Here is a 15,630-nt window from a genome sequence, read left to right as displayed (position 1 = left end):
GGGCGAGCCGTACGCCGATGAAATGCCACTTCATCGACAATCCACGCCGGCGGCGGAAACACTGCCGTCCATGCCTGCCAAGGACATGACCACAGACAACAAGAGCATCGTGCGACAGGCGCTGGCGGCGCTGGTCGCGACGGGTGACGTCGACGCGCTGGCACGGTCGCTGAGCGACGACTTCGTCCACCACCGGCCGGACGCGACGTCGAGGACCAAGGCGGAGTGGCTCGCCGCCGTCCGCACCGCGCTCGTGCCGCTCGCCGGCATGCGGGTGGAGATCCGGCACGTGCTGGCCGACGGCGATCACGTTGTGCTGCACTCGCGGCGCAGGCTGCCCGGTGCCGGGCCGGAGATCGCCGTCGTCGACATCTGGCGGCTCGACGACGGGCTGATCGCCGAGGCGTGGGAGATCATCGAGCCGGTGGCCGAGGCAACCGGCCATCTGACGTGGTGGGAACCCGGCGATCGCTGACCGGGTCACGAGCCGGTGAGAGCCGCGGTAGTGAGCGTCCGGGGCGCCGGCGACGGGCCCAGATGTCCCGGCACCGTGTCCACCCACCGTGTCCACCCACCGTGTCCACCCACCGCGTCCCCGTACCGCGTATCGGCACCGTGTTCCGGCATGGTTCCCTTCCGCCCGGACCCTGCCCGAGGGGACAACCGGTATCGCATGCTCTTCCGGACATCCGGCGCGCCCGCGCCGGTCCGAGCCTCGCCTCAGCGCAGCGCCGGCAGGTCGTAGTCGGGCAGGTCGATGCTCGAAGCCTTCGCGAACTGCGAGGCGATCAGGTTCCGCATGGGCCAGCGCGTCATGGCGCGCATGGAGGCGGTCCGCAGCCGGATCGCGAGCGCGGTGGACGGCGCGAAGCCGTTGACGCCGCCGGGCGGCAGCTTCTGCGCCTCGCCGACGTAGGGGCGCATGATCCGGTCGTAGCCGCGCAGCGCGACGCGGTGGTCACCGGTGGCGGCGAGCTCGCCCGCCAGGACGTACGCGCCGACCAGGGCGAGGCTGGTGCCCAGACCGGTCAGCGGCGTCGGGCAGTAACCGGCGTCACCGAGGAGCACCACCCGGCCGCGCGACCACCGGTCGAGACGCACCTGCCCCACCGACTCGAGGAAGAAGTCGGACGCGTCGGCCATCGCGGACAGCAGCCGCGGCGTCTCCCACCCGGCGCCCGCGAAGCGGTCGGCGATGATCGCCTTCTGCGCGGCGACGTCCCGGCGGTCGTAGGCGATCGGCCCGGAGCGGAAGGCGAAGCCGGCCTTGATCTCGCCGGGCAGGCGCCCGGGCCGCGCCGATGCGCTGAGGCCGCCCGGAGCGTTGTACATCTGGTACCAGCCGTCGAGGTCCAGCTCGTCGTGGGCCGTGAACCACGAGATGTGGAGACCCAGTGGATGGATGTGGCGAGCCTCCGGGCCGAAGGCCAGTGCGCGTACGGCCGAATGCAGTCCGTCCGCGCCGACGACCAGCGCGAACCGGCGCGGTGCGGACTTCTCGAAGGTGACGTTCACCCCGTCGCCGTCCTGCTCCAGCCCGGTGACGGTGTCGTCGAACACGTACTCGGTGTGCGGAAGCGACGCCTCGTAGAAGAGATGGGCGAGGTCACCCCGCAGGATCTCGATCTCGGACACGATGCCCTCGCCGCCGAAGCTGTCGGCCGGGAGGCGGGCCGTGACGCGCCCTTTCCTGTCGACCACGGCGAGGCCACGCTGCTCGACGGCGATCTCCCGCGCCTGGTCCAGCAGGCCCATCCGGGCGACCACCGTGCGGCCCGCGCCGCGCAGGTCCACAGTCTGACCACCCGGGCGGGGAGCGGGCGCGCGCTCGACGATCGTGACGGCGAATCCGGCCCTGCCCAGCCAGTAGGCCAGCGCGGGTCCGGCGATTCCGCCGCCGGATACGAGGATTTCCTTGTTCGGCATAGTGCGTACTGTACGGCGTACGCATCGAGCTAACAAGCCGTTGTACTGGGCAAACAAGCGCGAAGCACTAGTGCACTGAGTCGCTGTCGGCGGGTGGCGCGGGGTGTCGCCGCAGCGTGCGCGGCTACAGTGGTGCACTAGTGCGGGGAGGTGTGGTGACCGGTCCGGGCGCAGGGCGCTATCAGGAGATCGCCGCCGAGATACGCGGGCGGATCGAGGCGGGCGAGCTCCGGCCGGGCGACCGCGTGCCGTCGACCCGGGAGATCGTCCGGGAGTGGGGCGTCGCGATGGCGACCGCGACGAAGGTCCTCACCGAGCTGCGCCGCGAGGGGCTCGTCCGCGCCGTACCGGGCGTCGGCACGGTTGTCGGCACAACCGTCGGCCCGGCTGCCGGCCCGGCCGCCGGCGCGGGTGGCCGTCCGGTGCCGCCGCCCGCGGGCGGCTACGGCGCGTCGGTCCCGGACGCCAGGGTGACGCGGCGGTCCGTCCCGGACGGAGTGCTCACGGCCGAACGGATCATCACGACGGCGATCGCGGTCGCCGACGCCGAAGGGCTCGCGGCGGTCTCGATGCGCCGCGTGGCGGCCGATCTCGGGGTGGCGACCATGTCGCTGTACCGGCACGTCGCGGACAAGGACGCCCTGCTGCTCCAGATGATGGACACGACCTTCGGGCGGATGCGGTTGCCCGCGGAGCCGCCCCCGCACTGGCGCGGCAGGATCGAGCTGGCCTCCCGGATGCTGTGGTCGACGTTCCGGCGGCATCCGTGGCTCGCACCGGCGATGTCGGTGACACGGCCGCAGCTCATCCCCAACGCGTTCCCGTTCATGGAATGGGTGCTCGGCGCTCTCGACGATCACGGCCTCGACCCGGTGACGATCTTCACGGCCTACATCACCGTGTTCAACCACATCCGGGGCACCGCGATCAACCTGGAGTTCGAGGCGGAGGCCGAGGCGCTCACCGGGCTGAACGCCGACGAGTGGATGGACGCCAACCAACCGGCGTTCGAGGCGATCACGGCCGGCGGCGGGCTGCGGCTGTTCGAGCGGCTCGGCGCGGTCGGCGGATTCGACTTCGACATGGACGCCCTGTTCGAGTTCGGCCTGCAGCGGCTTCTCGACGGCATCGCGATGCTCCTCGCCGAGACACGCTGAACGGGGGCCGCGTCAGGGACGGCCGGGTTCCGATTCGACGGCATCGCCGGTGGGGGAGGCCTCGCGCAGCCGGGCGTCCCGTCGGCGGACATATCCGACCCCGAACAGGCCGAGGCCGATGCCGACGACGCATACCCAGGCGGGGCGGGGATCGGCCGGTCTGACCACCAGCAGCACGACGGCCAGGGCGATCACCCACAGCACCGTTCCGGTCAGGATCGTGAAGGTGTCCCTCGTCCTGAGAGGCATGGGGTCCGGGTGGCGCTCGCTCACGCCAGCCAGCTTAGAAGGTCGCGCAGGTGAGCCGGTATCTTCATGACAAACCAGTCACGAAAGGACAACGCTGCTCCCCTGGCTCTTTCCGCGGATGGAAAGGGCCTGCGACTCTGCGCGCGTGAATGCGAACCCCATGAACACCCCTAATTTCCTCGATCGATACTTCTCCATCTCAGCCCGCGGATCCACCGTCGGACAGGAGGTCCGCGGCGGTTTCGCCACCTTCTTCACGATGGCCTACATCGTGGTGCTCAACCCGCTCATCATCGGCACCGTCGCGGACAAGACGGGCCAGTTCCTTGGCGACGGGGAGAACCCCAACATCGCGCTGGTCGCCGCGGCCACCGCGTTCGCGGCGGGCATTCTCACGATCATCATGGGCGTCTTCGGCCGGGTGCCGTTCGCCCTGGCGACCGGTCTCGGCCTGAACGCCTTCCTCGCCTTCGGCATCGCCAGCCAGATGTCGTGGGAGGACGCGATGGGCCTGGTGGTGCTGGAGGGCATCGTCATCGCGATCCTCGTGGTGACGGGCTTCCGGGTGGCGGTGTTCCACGCGATCCCGGCACAGCTCAAGACCGCGATCAGCGTCGGCATCGGCCTGTTCATCGCGTTGATCGGCTTCGTCGACGCCGGGTTCGTCCGGCGCATGCCGGACGCGAGCAACACCACGGTCCCGGTGAAGCTCGGCGCGCTGGGCAACGGTTCGCTTACCGGGTGGCCCACGCTCGTCTTCGTCGTCGGCCTGCTCGTGACGGCCTTCCTCGTCGCCCGCCGGGTCAAGGGCGCCATCCTGCTCGGGATCGTCGGCACCACCGTGCTGGCCATGATCGTCGAGGCGATCGGCAAGGTCGGGCCGCAAACCCCCGACGGCAGCAACCCCAACGGGTGGTCCCTCAACGTGCCGGCGTGGCCGACGAACTTCATCGAGTTGCCCGACCTGTCGCTGCTCGGCCAGTTCAGCCTGTTCGGCAGCTTCGCCAAGATCGGCGGCCTGGCGGCCGTGATGTTCGTCTTCACGCTCATGCTCGCCGACTTCTTCGACACGATGGGCACCATCGTCGGCGTGGGCCGCCAGGCGAACCTGGTCCAGGAGGACGGGACCGTCGAGCGCACCAAGGAGATCCTGCTGGTCGACTCGCTCGCAGCGGCGGCCGGCGGCGCGGCCAGTGTCTCGTCCAACACCACCTACATCGAGTCGGCGGCCGGCGTCGGCGAGGGTGCGCGCACCGGCCTGGCGAGCATCGTCACCGGTGTGCTGTTCCTGCTGGCCATGTTCTTCGCCCCGCTGACGGAGATCGTGCCGTTCGAGGCGGCGACCCCGGCCCTGGTGGTCGTCGGTTTCCTGATGATGACGCAGGTCAAGGAGATCGACTTCAGCGACTTCGAGACCGCGATCCCCGCGTTCCTGACCATCGTGCTCATGCCGTTCACGTACTCGATCACCGCCGGGATCGGCGCGGGCTTCGTGAGCTACATCGCCATCAAGGCGTTCCGCGGGAAGGTGCGCGAGCTGCACCCCCTGATGTGGCTGGTGGGTGCGCTGTTCGTCGTGTACTTCGCCCTCGAGCCCCTCAAGACGCTGCTCGGCCTGTCCTGAGCGTCGGACCCTGTCACGGGCCGCCGGGGCTTTCGCCCCGGCGGCCCGACCTGTTCACAGGGTCGTGGCGGCGGCGAACGCGCAGACGGCGGCCGCGAGGATGAGCGTGTGCAGGATCATGTGCTCCAGGTTGGGGCGCGGACGGTCGCCTCGGCGGGGGAGCACGATGACGGTCTTGGCGTAGGTCCGCGCGTGCAGCGCCGCCCAGCTCTCCCCGGTCCCGGCCGTCGCCCAGGGGACCGTCACCCCGGCCAGGTACGGCAGCCACCACAGGGCCAGGCCGCCCAGGACCACGAGCAGTTCGAGGGCCGCCCCGGCGTAGGCGAGGGCGGGAAGCCCGGCGGCGGCGGCCCAGACGAGGAGCAGGGCCGGGAGCGCCATGACGGGCGCGTTCACGGCCACCTCGGTCAGCTTCTCCGACCGCTTCGCCTCCCGCACGTTGTTGAACGGGAAGAAGTCCACGAGCGTGGTCAGGAGGAAATAGGCGACGGCGGCGACGACCAGGAGCAGCGCGGTGACAAACACGGTCGGTGGTCCTTTCTGAGCGGTCGGGGAGTCAGACGGCGTACCGCGCCTGGACGCCCTCCAGGAACGTCGAGACGGCGATGTCGAACCAGGCGTCGTAATAGGCGGGCGGCGCGACCGGCGGCTCCGGCGTCTCGCCGAACTCCGCCAGGGCGAGACCGGTCACCAGGACGTACAGCGACTGGACCAGGTGCAGCGCCTCCTCGTCGGTCAGGCGCAGCCCGTCGTGCATCGCCGACAGGACGACGGGGACGGCCTCCTCGAACACCTGCGGCGAGGCGTTCCGCACGGCGACGACGGCCGCGGCGCCGGGGTGGGCCCGCAGGGCCGCGCGCAGGTCGCGCGCCGTGCCGTGCAGCAGTTCACGCCAGGGCCGGCCGGGAGTGAGCCTCGCGACCACCTCCCGCGCGACGCGGTCCGCGACCAACTGGAGCAGGGCCGCCTTGTTCGGCACGTGGTAGTAGAGCGACGCCGCCTTCACCTCCAGGTGCGCGGCCAGTGTGCGCATCGAGAGCGCGGCATAACCCTCCCGGTCCAGGACGTCGAACGCGGCGCGGACGATCGCATCGGTGTCGATGCGTGGAGCCGGACTCATGCGGTTCCTTTCTAACATCGTTAGAATCAATCTAACGGCGTTAGAACGTGTCGGCAAGTGCGAAAACCTGTCGGTGGGTCCGGCTAGGGTCGAGCCGTGGCTGCGACGGGACGGCGGACGGTGCCGGTGGAGCTGTTGCCCCGGCTCCGGCTGGCGCGCGACCGCATCGACCGCGACTACCGCGGCGATCTCGATCTCGACGCGCTCGCGGCGGTCGCCGGGATCTCCAAGTTCTACTTCGTCCGCTGCTTCGAGGCGGCGTACGGCGAGACCCCGATGCGCTACCTGACCCGGCGCCGCATCGAGCGGGCCCAGGACCTGCTGCGCGGGGCCAATCTCACGGTCACCGAGATCTGCATGGCGGTGGGGTTCACCAGCCTCGGGTCGTTCTCGGCCAGGTTCCGTCAGCTCGTGGGCGAGAGCCCGAGCGCGTACCGCGACCGGTGGGCGGCGCGCGGCGGGCCGCACGTCCCGGGGTGCTGGCTGTTCATGCGCGGTGTGCTCGACCTCACCGGCACGGCCGCGCCGCGGAAGGGGTCCCCGGATTGTGCAATTTTGGAGAAGCCCAGGTCAGAGGGGTCGCAGTAGCGTCCTCGGCATGATTAAGAACGTCTCCCTGACGACCGTGTACTGCCTCGACCAGGACACGGCGCGGGACTTCTACGTCGACGTGCTCGGCTTCGTCCCGCGCACCGACATCAACATGGGCGAGGACTTCCGCTGGGTCACCGTCTGCCACCCCGACCACCCGGAGCTCGAGCTCACGCTCATGAAGCCGGGGCCGCCGCAGGACCCCGAGACCGCCGCCTTCTACCGCCGCCAGCTGGAGAAGGGGCAGATGGGCGGCCTCGGCCTGCGGGTCGACGACTGCCGCAAGACCTGCGCGGAGCTCACCGCCAAGGGCGTCACGGTCCTGCAGGAGCCCGAGGAGCGGCCGTACGGGGTGGAGGCGGTCGTCCGCGACAACCAGGGCAACTGGCTCGTCCTGGTCGAGCCCAGGGAGTTCACGCCGGAGGACTTCGCCTGACGCCGGCGCGCGTCCGGATGGCCCGGTCCCCATGGGGCCGGGCCTTCGTCGTCCGCAGGCCCGTGACGTGCCGGTACGGTGTGTCGCGATCACCGTGCAGAGCCGGACGGTTTGGAGGAATGCGGACATGGACCATATAGTTAGCAAAGGTAATGACTTATGCTAACGAACGCCCAGAATTTGCGCAGCGACGCCGCTCTCGCGTCCGCCTTGCGCGTGTCCCTCGCCCGGTTGACGCGACGGATGCGCAGGCAGGCCGCGCACCACTCACTGACGCCCACACAGCTCGCGACACTCGTCGCCGTCGAGCGCCACACCGCAATGACGCCCGGCGAGCTCGCGGAGCACGAGAAGGTGCAGCCACCCTCGATGACCCGCGTGATCGCCAAGCTGGAGGAGCGGGGTCTGCTGGCACGCAGTCCGCATCCGACCGACCGGCGGCAGGTGACGGTCAGCGTGACGCCTCAGGGAGCGGAGCTGCTGAAGGAGGAGCGCCGCACCAAGGAGGCCTGGCTGGCGCAGCGGCTCAGGGACCTGACTCCGGAGGAGAGGGCGACACTGCGGGCGGCGGCGCCGATCCTGGAGAAGCTGTCGACGATGTAGGCGGCATGTTCCGCTCGCTGCGGAACCACAACTATCGTCTGTTCGCCGCCGGGGGCGTCGTCTCCAACGTCGGCACCTGGATGCAGCGGACCGCCCAGGACTGGCTGGTCCTCGACCTCTCGCACGGCCGCGGCTCGGCGCTCGGCGTCACCGTGGCGCTGCAGTTCCTGCCGACGATGCTGTTCGGCATGTTCGGCGGAGTGATCGCGGACCGCTACCCCAAGCGCCGGATCCTCATGGTGGCCCAGACGCTCATGGGGCTGCTGGCGCTCACCATGGGCGTGCTGGTGCTCACCGGCACGGCCCAGGTCTGGCACGTGTACGCAATGGCGTTCACGCTCGGCCTGGTGTCGTGCGTCGAGGTGCCCACGCGGCAGTCGTTCGTGGTGGAGATGGTGGGCCGGCGGGACCTGCCGAACGCCATCGCGCTGAACAGCTCCACCTTCAACCTCGCCCGGGTCGTCGGCCCGGCGGTGGCCGGCCTGCTGATCTCCTGGATGGGCACCGGCCCGATCTTCGTGCTGAACGCCGCGTCGTTCGCCGCGGTGATCACCGGCCTTGCGCTCATGCGGGTGTCCGAGCTGCGCTCGCCCGAGCCCGTGCCGCGCGGCAAGGGCCAGCTGCGGGAAGGGCTGCGCTACGTCGGCAGCCGGCCCGACCTGCTGCTTCCGCTGCTGCTCGTGGCGTTCATGGCGATCTTCGCGCAGAGCTTCTCGACGAGCATCGCCTTGATGGCCAAGCAGGCGTTCGGCGCGGGCGCGTCCTCTTTCGGCGTCGCGTCCAGCGCGTTCGCCGTCGGGGCGTTCGGCGGGGCGCTGCTCGCCGCGCGCCGGGTCAAGCCGAGCCGCCGGTTCCTGATCGCCGGGGCGCTGTGCTTCGGGCTGTTCCAGGTCGCCGCCGGGCTCGCCCCCGGATATCCGGCCTTCCTGCTGATGCTCGTCCCCGCGGGCATGGCGATGATCACGGTCAACACGACCGCGAACACGATCGTGCAGCTCGGCGCCTCGCCCGAGATGCGCGGCCGGGTCATGGGGATCTACGTGCTGGTCTTCACCGGGGGAGCCCCGATCGGGTCGCCGCTGGTGGGCTGGCTCGCCGAGCTGGCCGGCCCCCGGGTCTCGGTCGTGGCCGCCGGCGTGCTGAGCATGTGCGGCGTCTTCCTGGCGGTGCTGGTGACCCGGATGGTCGCGGCGCGCGTCGCCCGCAAGGAAGAATCGGCACGTGAGCAGATTGTTCGTGGCGCTGCTGCCGCCGCCTGAGGCGCTGGCGGAGATCGCCACGGCGGTCGGCCCCGTACGCGCCGAGTGGTCGCAGTTGCGCTGGGTCGACCCCGCGCTGTGGCACGTCACCGTGGCCTTCCTCGGCGAGGTGCCCGACGAGGTCCTGCCCGAGCTACGCGTACGGCTGGCCCGGGCGGCCGCCCGCCACTCCCCGGAGACGGTGGCGTTCGGCGGCGCCGGCGCCTTCCCCTCCGCCTCCCGGGGCCGCATCTTCTGGGTCGGCCTGGACGCCGGACCGGCGCTGACACGGCTCGCCGATTCGGTGGCGGCCGGAGCCCGGCGGGCCGGGGCGGCGGAGACCGACCGCAAGCGGTTCCATCCCCATCTCACCCTGGCCCGCTCCAGGACCCGGTCACGCCACGGCGACGACCTGCGCCCCCTGGTCGGCGCCCTGGACGCCTTCGGCGGGCGGCGCTGGGAGGTGTCGTCGGTGCACCTCGTACGCAGCCACATCGGGGCGAGCGTGCGCTACGAGCAGGTCGAGGCGTACCCATTGGCAGTCCGCGACTAGGCTCCATGACGTGGATCGTCCTCGACGCTGGCTGCTGCCCACGGTGCTCGCGCTGCTCGTGCTCATCGTGATCGTCGGCGCACTCCTAGGTCGTCCCTGACAAATCAAGCCCTGCTGCGCGTGGCCCAGGCGGCGCCTCGCTGCGTTGTCGCCCCACCCACGGAGATTCCTCGCAGGCTCGGAATCTCCGCGGGGCCCGGGAAGATCGCCGATAACGCTGTTATCGGCTCCTCCTCCGCCTTGCGATGCATCCACCTGGATCCACGCTCGCGACGGGCGGCATTTGTCAGGCACTCCTCAACACCGCCTGATCACCAGGCGTACTCCTCCGGGGCGGTCTTGAAGCCGGGGAAGATCTCGTCGAGCCGGGCGAGCGCCTTGTCGTCCAGCTCGATCTCCAGCGCCCGGAGCGTCCCGTCGAGCTGCTCGACCGTGCGGGGGCCGATGATCGGCGCGGTGACCGCACGCTGGTGCAGCAGCCACGCCAGCCCGACGTTGGCCGGGTCCTCGCCGAGCTCGTCGCAGAACGCCTCGTAGCGCTCGATCTTGTCGCGGTGCTTGTCGAGCTGCGCGACGATGTGGTCGGCCGCCGAGCGGCCCTTGTCGATCTTCCGGAGGATGCCGCCGAGCAGGCCGCCCGCCAGCGGGCTCCACGGGATCAGGCCGAGGCCGTAGTCCTCACAGGCCGGGATGACCTCCAGCTCGGGCGCGCGGACGATCAGGTTGTAGTGGGACTGCTCGCTGACCAGGCCGAGGGTGTTCCGGCGCCGGGCCGACTCCTGGGCCTTGGCGATGTGCCAGCCGGCGAAGTTCGACGAGCCGACGTACAGGATCTTGCCCTGCTGCTTGAGGATGTCCATGGCCTCCCAGAACTCCTCGAACGGGGTGTCCCGGTCGATGTGGTGGGCCTGGTAGACGTCGATGTAGTCGGTCTGCATGCGGCGCAGCGAGGCCTCCGCCGCCCGCCGGATGTTCAGCGCGGACAGCTTCTCCTCGTTGGGCCAGTCGCCCATCGAGCCGTACAGCTTGGTGGCGATGACCGTACGCTCGCGACGGCCGCCGCCCTTGGCGAACCAGCGGCCGATGATGTTCTCGGTGATCCCCTCGCCCTTGACCCAGCCGTACACGTTGGCCGTGTCGAAGAAGTTGATCCCGAGCTCGTGGGCGCGATCCATGATCGCGAAGGAGTCCTCTTCCGTGGTCTGCGGACCGAAGTTCATGGTCCCCAGGCAGAGCTTGCTGACCAGCAGGCCGGTGCGGCCAAGGTGTCCGTATTCCATGCCTCCCACCCTAGGTACCTGGAGTGGACTCCAGGCGAGCCCGGCGCGCCTCAGAGGCGGAAGTCCCAGGTGAGGCGGCCTTCGGCGAGGTCGTTGGCGAGGCCGCGGACGAACTCCAGCTCGCCGGCGACCTGCCCCCGCTGGTATTCGGACTCCACGAGGAAGAGGCGGGGCACGAAGGTCAGGCTCTCGGCCAGCTCGGCGTCGAGCGCGGCCAGCCGCGTCTCCAGGGCGGTGATCCGCTGCCGCAGCGCGGCCAGCGCCTCGTCCGGCGCCAGCACGGGCAGGAAGGCGAGCGCGGCGGGAAACTCGGGAAACTCCCGGGCCGGGGTGGACAGCATGGTGCGCATCCACTGCTTGAGAGTCTCCCGGCCCAGTTGGGTGGCCTCGTAGACCGTGCGCTCCGGCCGGTTCTCCTCGCGGGTGGTCTCGCGGACCGCCAGCAGCCCGTCGCGGAGCAGGCGGTCGATGGTCTGGTACACGCTGTTGCGCTGCGCGACGTTGACCACGTCGTCCTGATGGCGCTCCTTGATCAGCTGCTGCATCCGGTAGGCGTGCATCGGCGACTCGCAGACCAGGGCGAGCACCGCCGTGGCCAGGGGAGAGCGCCGCGTCGACATGGCGCCCATCATAGGGGCCTTGTCGACAAATAGTCATAATATGTATAGTCACAGAATGACCAAGAGAGCTCTGATCATCGGCGGCGGGATCGCGGGTCCCGTCACGGCCATGGCGCTGCGGCGCGCCGGAATCGACAGCGAGATCTTCGAGGCCTACGACCGGGGCGCCGAGGGCGTCGGCGCCTTCCTCACGCTCGCGGTCAACGGGCTGGAGGCCCTGCGCCTGCTCGACCTGGACGACCTCGTCCGCGGCCTCGGCATGGACACGCCGGTCATGGAGATCCGCAACGCGCGCGGCAAGCTGCTGGCGACCACGAGCCAGCCGAGCCGTACGCTCAGGCGCGCCGACCTCTACCAGGCACTGCGCGACGAGGCCGTACGGCGGGGCGTGCGAATCCACTACGGCAAGCGCCTCGCCGACGCCTCGGCCACCTCGAACGGGGTGCGGGCGGTCTTCGCCGACGGCGGCGAGGCCGAGGGCGACCTGCTGGTGGGCGCCGACGGGCTGCGCTCGCGCACCCGCGCCCTCATCGACCCCGGTGCCCCCCTCGCCCGATATGTCGGGCTGCTGAACACCGGCGGCTTCGCCGAGGGAGTGCGGGTGCCGGGCAGGCCGGGGGTCTGCAACTTCATCTTCGGCAGGCGGTGCTTCTTCGGCTACATGATTCACCCGGAGGGGCAGGTGTGGTGGTTCGCCAACCCGCCGAGCCGCAGGGAGATGACCCCCGAGGAACTCGCGGCGATCGATCCTGAGCAGTGGCGGGCGAGGCTCATGGAGCTGTTCGAGGGCGACGCGGGGCCGATGCGGGAGATCATCGCCGCGACCCCGCGCATCGTGCCGGCCTGGAACACCTACGACTTCCCGAGGGTGCCGAAGTGGTTCGCCGAGCGCATGGTCATCGTCGGCGACGCGGCCCACGCCACCTCGCCCTCCTCCGGCCAGGGCGCGTCGATGGCCATCGAGGACGCCGTGGTGCTGGGGAAGTGCCTGCGCGACGTGCCGGACACCACGGACGCGTTCGCCGCCTTCGAGCGGCTGCGGCGCCGGCGGGTCGAGCGGGTCGTCGCGCAGGGCAAGCGCAACGGTGACGGCAAGGCGCCGGGCGTAGGCGGGGCCTTCGCCCGCGACCTGATCCTTCCCGTGATCATGCGACAGGTGGAGAAGCGGAACGCGCTGGCCTGGATGTACGACCACCGGATCACCTGGGACGACCACATCGCGGCTTAATTGACCGACCGTTCTCGAATGGTCTAGAGTCGAGGACATGGCGAGGACCAAGGAATTCGACCCCGACGTCGTGCTGGAGCGGGCCCTGGACCTGTTCTGGCGGCGCGGATACGAGGCGACGTCCATGGCCGACCTCGTCGAGCACCTCGGCATCGGCCGCGCCAGCCTGTACGCCACGTTCGGCGGCAAGCACGACCTCTATCTGAAGGCGCTGGAGCGCTACGTCCAGACGCGCGACCCGAACCTCGTGGAGCTGCTGTCGCAGCCCGGTCCCGCGCTGCCGGCCGTGCGGGCCGTGGTCGAGTTGTACGCCGAGGACTCGATCCACGACAGCGACCGGCGGGGCTGCATGATCGTGAACGCGGCGGCCGAGCTCCTGCCGGACGACGAGCCGGTGGCCCGGTTCGTCGAGACCAGCTGGACGGGCCTGGAGACGGCGCTCACCTCCGCGCTCATCCGCGCCCGCGCCCAAGGGGAGATCTCCGCCGAGGCCGACCCCCGGGCGCTGGCGCGATTCGTGCTCGTCTTCCTGCAGGGGCTGCGGGTGATGGGGAAGGGGCGCGGCGATCCCGGCCGCGTCCGCGACGCCGCCGCCCAGGCCCTCGCGCTCCTCCGCTGATCTCTCCGTGGAAAGAGGAGTGCGCTTTCCCATGCTCTCATTATTGACTGATCGGTCTAGAAAGACAGTGGCGTTCGCCGTGCTCGGCGGGGCGCAGGTCACGCTCGTCGCGGCGATCACTCTTCTCACCGTGCCGCTGCCGGCGATCCAGCGGGAGTTCGGCCTCGGACAGGGGGACCTGGCGCTGCTGAGCTCGGCGTACGGGCTGACCTTCGGCGGGCTGCTGCTCCTCGGGGGCAGGCTCGCCGACCGGTGGGGCGCCCGGGAGGTGTTCCTCGCCGGAATGGCCCTGCTCGCGGCGGCCTCGGCGGTGGGCGGCCTGGCTCCGGGCCACGCCGTCCTGCTCGCCGCGCGCTTCGCCCAGGGAGTGGGCGCCGCGATGGCCGCCCCCGCGGCCGTCTCACTGGTGACGCGGCTCCGCCCGGACGTACGGGAGCGCGAACGTGCTCTGGCGGTGTGGGGCACCCTGTCGGCCACCGGGGCCGTCGCCGGCAGCCTGCTGTCCGGCCTCGTCGCCGCCGTGGCCTCGTGGCGCTGGTCGTTCCTCCTGCCCGCCGCCGCCGGGGTCGTAGCCGTGGCCGTCGGGGCCCTCCTGCTGCCGTCCGTGCCGCGTACGGCGGCCCGCCTCGATCTGCCCGGCGCGCTGCTCGCCACGGCGGGGCTGGTCGCGTTCGCCTACGGCCTTCTGCAGGGTGCGATGGTCGTCACCGCCGCCGGACTGCTGCTGATGTGCGGTTTCGTCGCACTCCAGACGAGGACGCCGCGGCCGCTGCTGCCGCTCCGGCTCGTGGCGCACCGCCGCAGAGGCGCCGCGCTGCTCGTCGTCTTCGTCACGGCGGCCGCCAGCGCGGCGACCACGTTCCTGCTCAGTCTTCATCTGCAGCAGGGGCGCGGGCTGTCGCCGATCCTCACGAGTCTGGCCTTCCTGCCCTTTCTCCTGGTCGTCGTCATGGGCCCGGTGAGCGGCCGCCTGCTGCGCCGCTTCGGCGTGCGGCGCGTGCTGGTCGCCGGGTCGGTGCTCGCGGCGGTGTCGATGGCGCTGCTCGGCGATATCGGGGCCGGGGGGAGCGTGCTCGCCGGGCTGCTGGTCTTTCCGGTCGCCTCGGGACTGGCCTTCTCCGGCGCCACCGTGGCGGCCCTCGACGACGTGCCCGCCGAGGACGCCGGGGTGGCCGGGGGACTGGTCAACACCGCCATGGAGGCGGGGCCGACGGTGGGCCTCGCCGTGCTCGTGGCGCTCGCCGCCGCCCGCGCGGGCCACGTGCCGGCGGGCGGCACCCGGGCCATGACCGAGGGCTACGGATTCGCCCTCACCGTCATGGCCCCGGTCTTCCTTCTCGCGGCGGCGACGGTCGCCGTCGCGCTTCCCCGATTCGAGGAGTGACGATGAGGTTCACGGACAAGGTGGTTCTGGTCACCGGAGCGGGTTCCGGCGTCGGCCGGGCGGTCGCCCGGGGGTTCGCCCGGGAGGGCGCCGTCGTGGTGGCGGCGTCACGGAACCCCCAGGCGCTGGAGCAGACCGTCAAGCTGATCGAGGCCGAGGGAGGCCGGGCCGCCGCGCTCACGGTGGACGTGACCGAATCGGCCGATGTGGCCCGGCTCGTCCGGGATGTCGTCACCCGGTTCGGCCGCCTCGACGTCGCGGTCAACAACGCCGGGGTATTCGCCGCAGGCGCGGTCGCGGACCTGCCGGAGGACGACTGGGCGCGAGTCATGGGGGTGAACGCGACCGGGACCTTCCTCGCGATGAAGCACGAGATCGCCGCGATGCGCGCCCAGGGCTCCGGCGTGATCGTCAACATCGCCTCGAACATCGGGGCCCACAAGAGGGTCCCCGGACTGGGCGCCTACGCCGCGTCCAAGGCAGCCGTGAGCGTGCTGACCCGTACGGCGGCGCTGGAGAACATCGCGGCGGGCGTCAGGATCAACGCGGTCAGCCCGGGGCCGCTGGACACGGAGATGTCCGTGCGCCCCGGCGAGACGGAGGAGGACCGGGCCGCCCGGCTCCGGGACCAGCTGCCGATCGGCCGCGTCGGCACTCTCGACGAGATCACCGGCACCGTGCTCTGGCTCGCCTCCGACGACGCCGGCTTCGCGGTGGGGCTCGACCTGGCGCTCGACGGCGGCGCCTCTGCCTGAGGCCCTCCGGGACGGCGGGACCTCGTCGGCGACGGTCTCCCAGAGCAGGTCGTTGGCGAAGGTCATGCGGCCGGCGCGGGGGACGACCAGGCCCGCCTGGGCCGCCTGGTCCAGCGCGTCCCACGCCGAAACGCCGCCGGCCTCGGCGACGAGCGCGGGGTCGAAGTCCCGGCCGATGAGAGCGGCGATCCCGAGCGCCGCGCCGACCCGCGGCCCCAGCTCGGCGACCCGCCTGCGGACGAGTTCC

18 protein-coding genes are annotated in these 15,630 nt (G+C 71.0%); 12 read left to right on the top strand and 6 right to left on the bottom strand.

From position 1 onward, the window contains the following. The first annotated feature begins 70 nt into the window (after positions 1–70). Positions 71–475 (top strand): nuclear transport factor 2 family protein, encoded by a 405-nt coding sequence (locus tag AB0J39_RS10780; protein ID WP_363463184.1) that lies wholly within the window; start codon positions 71–73, stop codon positions 473–475. A gap of 245 nt (positions 476–720) precedes the next feature. Here AB0J39_RS10780 and AB0J39_RS10775 read toward each other — a convergent pair whose 3' ends face one another. Next, positions 721–1,926 (bottom strand): FAD-dependent monooxygenase, encoded by a 1,206-nt coding sequence (locus AB0J39_RS10775; protein ID WP_363463183.1) that lies wholly within the window; start codon positions 1,924–1,926, stop codon positions 721–723. Between the two features lie 155 nt (positions 1,927–2,081). Between AB0J39_RS10775 and AB0J39_RS10770 the strand changes: the two genes are divergently transcribed. Then, a complete protein-coding gene (locus AB0J39_RS10770) occupies positions 2,082–3,083 on the top strand; it encodes a GntR family transcriptional regulator (RefSeq protein WP_363463182.1) in 1,002 nt (333 codons plus the stop codon). A gap of 12 nt (positions 3,084–3,095) precedes the next feature. Here the strand turns inward: AB0J39_RS10770 and AB0J39_RS10765 are convergent, their stop codons facing one another. Next, positions 3,096–3,356, bottom strand: coding sequence for a DUF2530 domain-containing protein (locus AB0J39_RS10765; RefSeq protein WP_363463181.1), 261 nt, complete (start codon positions 3,354–3,356; stop codon positions 3,096–3,098). 136 nt (positions 3,357–3,492) lie between these two features. Between AB0J39_RS10765 and AB0J39_RS10760 the strand changes: the two genes are divergently transcribed. Beyond that, positions 3,493–4,956 (top strand): NCS2 family permease, encoded by a 1,464-nt coding sequence (locus AB0J39_RS10760; RefSeq protein WP_363463180.1) that lies wholly within the window; start codon positions 3,493–3,495, stop codon positions 4,954–4,956. 54 nt (positions 4,957–5,010) lie between these two features. Here the strand turns inward: AB0J39_RS10760 and AB0J39_RS10755 are convergent, their stop codons facing one another. Both AB0J39_RS10755 and AB0J39_RS10750 read right to left on the bottom strand, forming a co-directional pair. Beyond that, positions 5,011–5,481, bottom strand: coding sequence for a hypothetical protein (locus AB0J39_RS10755; RefSeq protein WP_363463179.1), 471 nt, complete (start codon positions 5,479–5,481; stop codon positions 5,011–5,013). A 31-nt stretch (positions 5,482–5,512) separates the two neighbouring features. Continuing rightward, positions 5,513–6,076: a TetR family transcriptional regulator gene (locus AB0J39_RS10750; protein WP_363463178.1), complete on the bottom strand. Its 564-nt coding sequence runs from the start codon at positions 6,074–6,076 to the stop codon at positions 5,513–5,515. Between the two features lie 96 nt (positions 6,077–6,172). Between AB0J39_RS10750 and AB0J39_RS10745 the strand changes: the two genes are divergently transcribed. The 5 genes from AB0J39_RS10745 (at position 6,173) to thpR (ending at position 9,497) form a co-directional block, all read left to right on the top strand. After that, positions 6,173–6,664, top strand: a complete 492-nt coding sequence (locus AB0J39_RS10745; RefSeq protein ID WP_363463177.1) for an AraC family transcriptional regulator — start codon at positions 6,173–6,175, stop codon at positions 6,662–6,664. A gap of 10 nt (positions 6,665–6,674) precedes the next feature. Then, complete coding sequence (locus AB0J39_RS10740; protein ID WP_363463176.1) at positions 6,675–7,103, top strand: VOC family protein; 429 nt, start codon at positions 6,675–6,677, stop codon at positions 7,101–7,103. A 159-nt stretch (positions 7,104–7,262) separates the two neighbouring features. Further along, the gene (locus tag AB0J39_RS10735) at positions 7,263–7,706 is read left to right on the top strand and encodes a MarR family transcriptional regulator (RefSeq protein ID WP_169986502.1); all 444 of its coding nucleotides are present in this window, start codon (positions 7,263–7,265) and stop codon (positions 7,704–7,706) included. A gap of 5 nt (positions 7,707–7,711) precedes the next feature. Further along, the gene (locus AB0J39_RS10730) at positions 7,712–8,965 is read left to right on the top strand and encodes an MFS transporter (RefSeq protein ID WP_363463175.1); all 1,254 of its coding nucleotides are present in this window, start codon (positions 7,712–7,714) and stop codon (positions 8,963–8,965) included. Further along, the gene (gene thpR, locus AB0J39_RS10725; protein WP_363463174.1) at positions 8,928–9,497 is read left to right on the top strand and encodes an RNA 2',3'-cyclic phosphodiesterase; all 570 of its coding nucleotides are present in this window, start codon (positions 8,928–8,930) and stop codon (positions 9,495–9,497) included. Before AB0J39_RS10730 ends, thpR begins: the two co-directional genes overlap by 38 nt. Positions 9,498–9,808: 311 nt before the next feature. Here thpR and AB0J39_RS10720 read toward each other — a convergent pair whose 3' ends face one another. Both AB0J39_RS10720 and AB0J39_RS10715 read right to left on the bottom strand, forming a co-directional pair. Further along, positions 9,809–10,777, bottom strand: coding sequence for an aldo/keto reductase (locus AB0J39_RS10720; protein WP_363463173.1), 969 nt, complete (start codon positions 10,775–10,777; stop codon positions 9,809–9,811). A 50-nt stretch (positions 10,778–10,827) separates the two neighbouring features. Next, positions 10,828–11,397 carry a PadR family transcriptional regulator gene (locus tag AB0J39_RS10715; RefSeq protein WP_363463172.1) on the bottom strand — a complete coding sequence of 190 codons (570 nt, stop codon included), beginning with the start codon at positions 11,395–11,397 and terminating at the stop codon, positions 10,828–10,830. A 55-nt stretch (positions 11,398–11,452) separates the two neighbouring features. Here AB0J39_RS10715 and AB0J39_RS10710 point away from each other — a divergent pair, with 55 nt between their 5' ends. The 4 genes from AB0J39_RS10710 to AB0J39_RS10695 all read left to right on the top strand — a co-directional run bounded on the left by AB0J39_RS10710 (position 11,453) and on the right by AB0J39_RS10695 (position 15,383). Next, on the top strand, positions 11,453–12,625 hold the full coding sequence (locus AB0J39_RS10710) for an FAD-dependent monooxygenase (protein WP_363463171.1): 1,173 nt from the start codon (positions 11,453–11,455) through the stop codon (positions 12,623–12,625). A 37-nt stretch (positions 12,626–12,662) separates the two neighbouring features. Beyond that, the gene (locus tag AB0J39_RS10705) at positions 12,663–13,244 is read left to right on the top strand and encodes a TetR/AcrR family transcriptional regulator (RefSeq protein WP_363463170.1); all 582 of its coding nucleotides are present in this window, start codon (positions 12,663–12,665) and stop codon (positions 13,242–13,244) included. Positions 13,245–13,311: 67 nt separating this feature from the next. Next, positions 13,312–14,628, top strand: coding sequence for an MFS transporter (locus AB0J39_RS10700; protein ID WP_363463169.1), 1,317 nt, complete (start codon positions 13,312–13,314; stop codon positions 14,626–14,628). A gap of 2 nt (positions 14,629–14,630) precedes the next feature. Further along, on the top strand, positions 14,631–15,383 hold the full coding sequence (locus AB0J39_RS10695; protein ID WP_363463168.1) for an SDR family oxidoreductase: 753 nt from the start codon (positions 14,631–14,633) through the stop codon (positions 15,381–15,383). The last annotated feature ends 247 nt before the right edge of the window (positions 15,384–15,630 follow it).

The organism is Microbispora sp. NPDC049633 (genome assembly GCF_040675265.1).
Taxonomy (GTDB): Bacteria; Actinomycetota; Actinomycetes; order Streptosporangiales; family Streptosporangiaceae; genus Microbispora; species Microbispora maris.
The sequence above is the reverse complement of the archived record's forward strand: the minus strand, read 5'-3'. Positions and strand labels throughout refer to the sequence as shown.

Bases quoted from the DNA above. Each gene is read 5' to 3' on its own strand.
- AB0J39_RS10760 (WP_363463180.1), top strand. From the start codon at position 3,493: ATGAACACCCCTAATTTCCTCGATCGATACTTCTCCATCTCAGCCCGC.
- AB0J39_RS10735 (WP_169986502.1), top strand. From the start codon at position 7,263: ATGCTAACGAACGCCCAGAATTTGCGCAGCGACGCCGCTCTCGCGTCC.
- AB0J39_RS10720 (WP_363463173.1), bottom strand. From the start codon at position 10,777: ATGGAATACGGACACCTTGGCCGCACCGGCCTGCTGGTCAGCAAGCTC.
- AB0J39_RS10715 (WP_363463172.1), bottom strand. From the start codon at position 11,397: ATGTCGACGCGGCGCTCTCCCCTGGCCACGGCGGTGCTCGCCCTGGTC.
- AB0J39_RS10740 (WP_363463176.1), top strand. From the start codon at position 6,675: ATGATTAAGAACGTCTCCCTGACGACCGTGTACTGCCTCGACCAGGAC.
- AB0J39_RS10775 (WP_363463183.1), bottom strand. From the start codon at position 1,926: ATGCCGAACAAGGAAATCCTCGTATCCGGCGGCGGAATCGCCGGACCC.
- AB0J39_RS10750 (WP_363463178.1), bottom strand. From the start codon at position 6,076: ATGAGTCCGGCTCCACGCATCGACACCGATGCGATCGTCCGCGCCGCG.
- AB0J39_RS10710 (WP_363463171.1), top strand. From the start codon at position 11,453: ATGACCAAGAGAGCTCTGATCATCGGCGGCGGGATCGCGGGTCCCGTC.
- AB0J39_RS10780 (WP_363463184.1), top strand. From the start codon at position 71: ATGCCTGCCAAGGACATGACCACAGACAACAAGAGCATCGTGCGACAG.
- AB0J39_RS10695 (WP_363463168.1), top strand. From the start codon at position 14,631: ATGAGGTTCACGGACAAGGTGGTTCTGGTCACCGGAGCGGGTTCCGGC.
- AB0J39_RS10730 (WP_363463175.1), top strand. From the start codon at position 7,712: ATGTTCCGCTCGCTGCGGAACCACAACTATCGTCTGTTCGCCGCCGGG.
- AB0J39_RS10705 (WP_363463170.1), top strand. From the start codon at position 12,663: ATGGCGAGGACCAAGGAATTCGACCCCGACGTCGTGCTGGAGCGGGCC.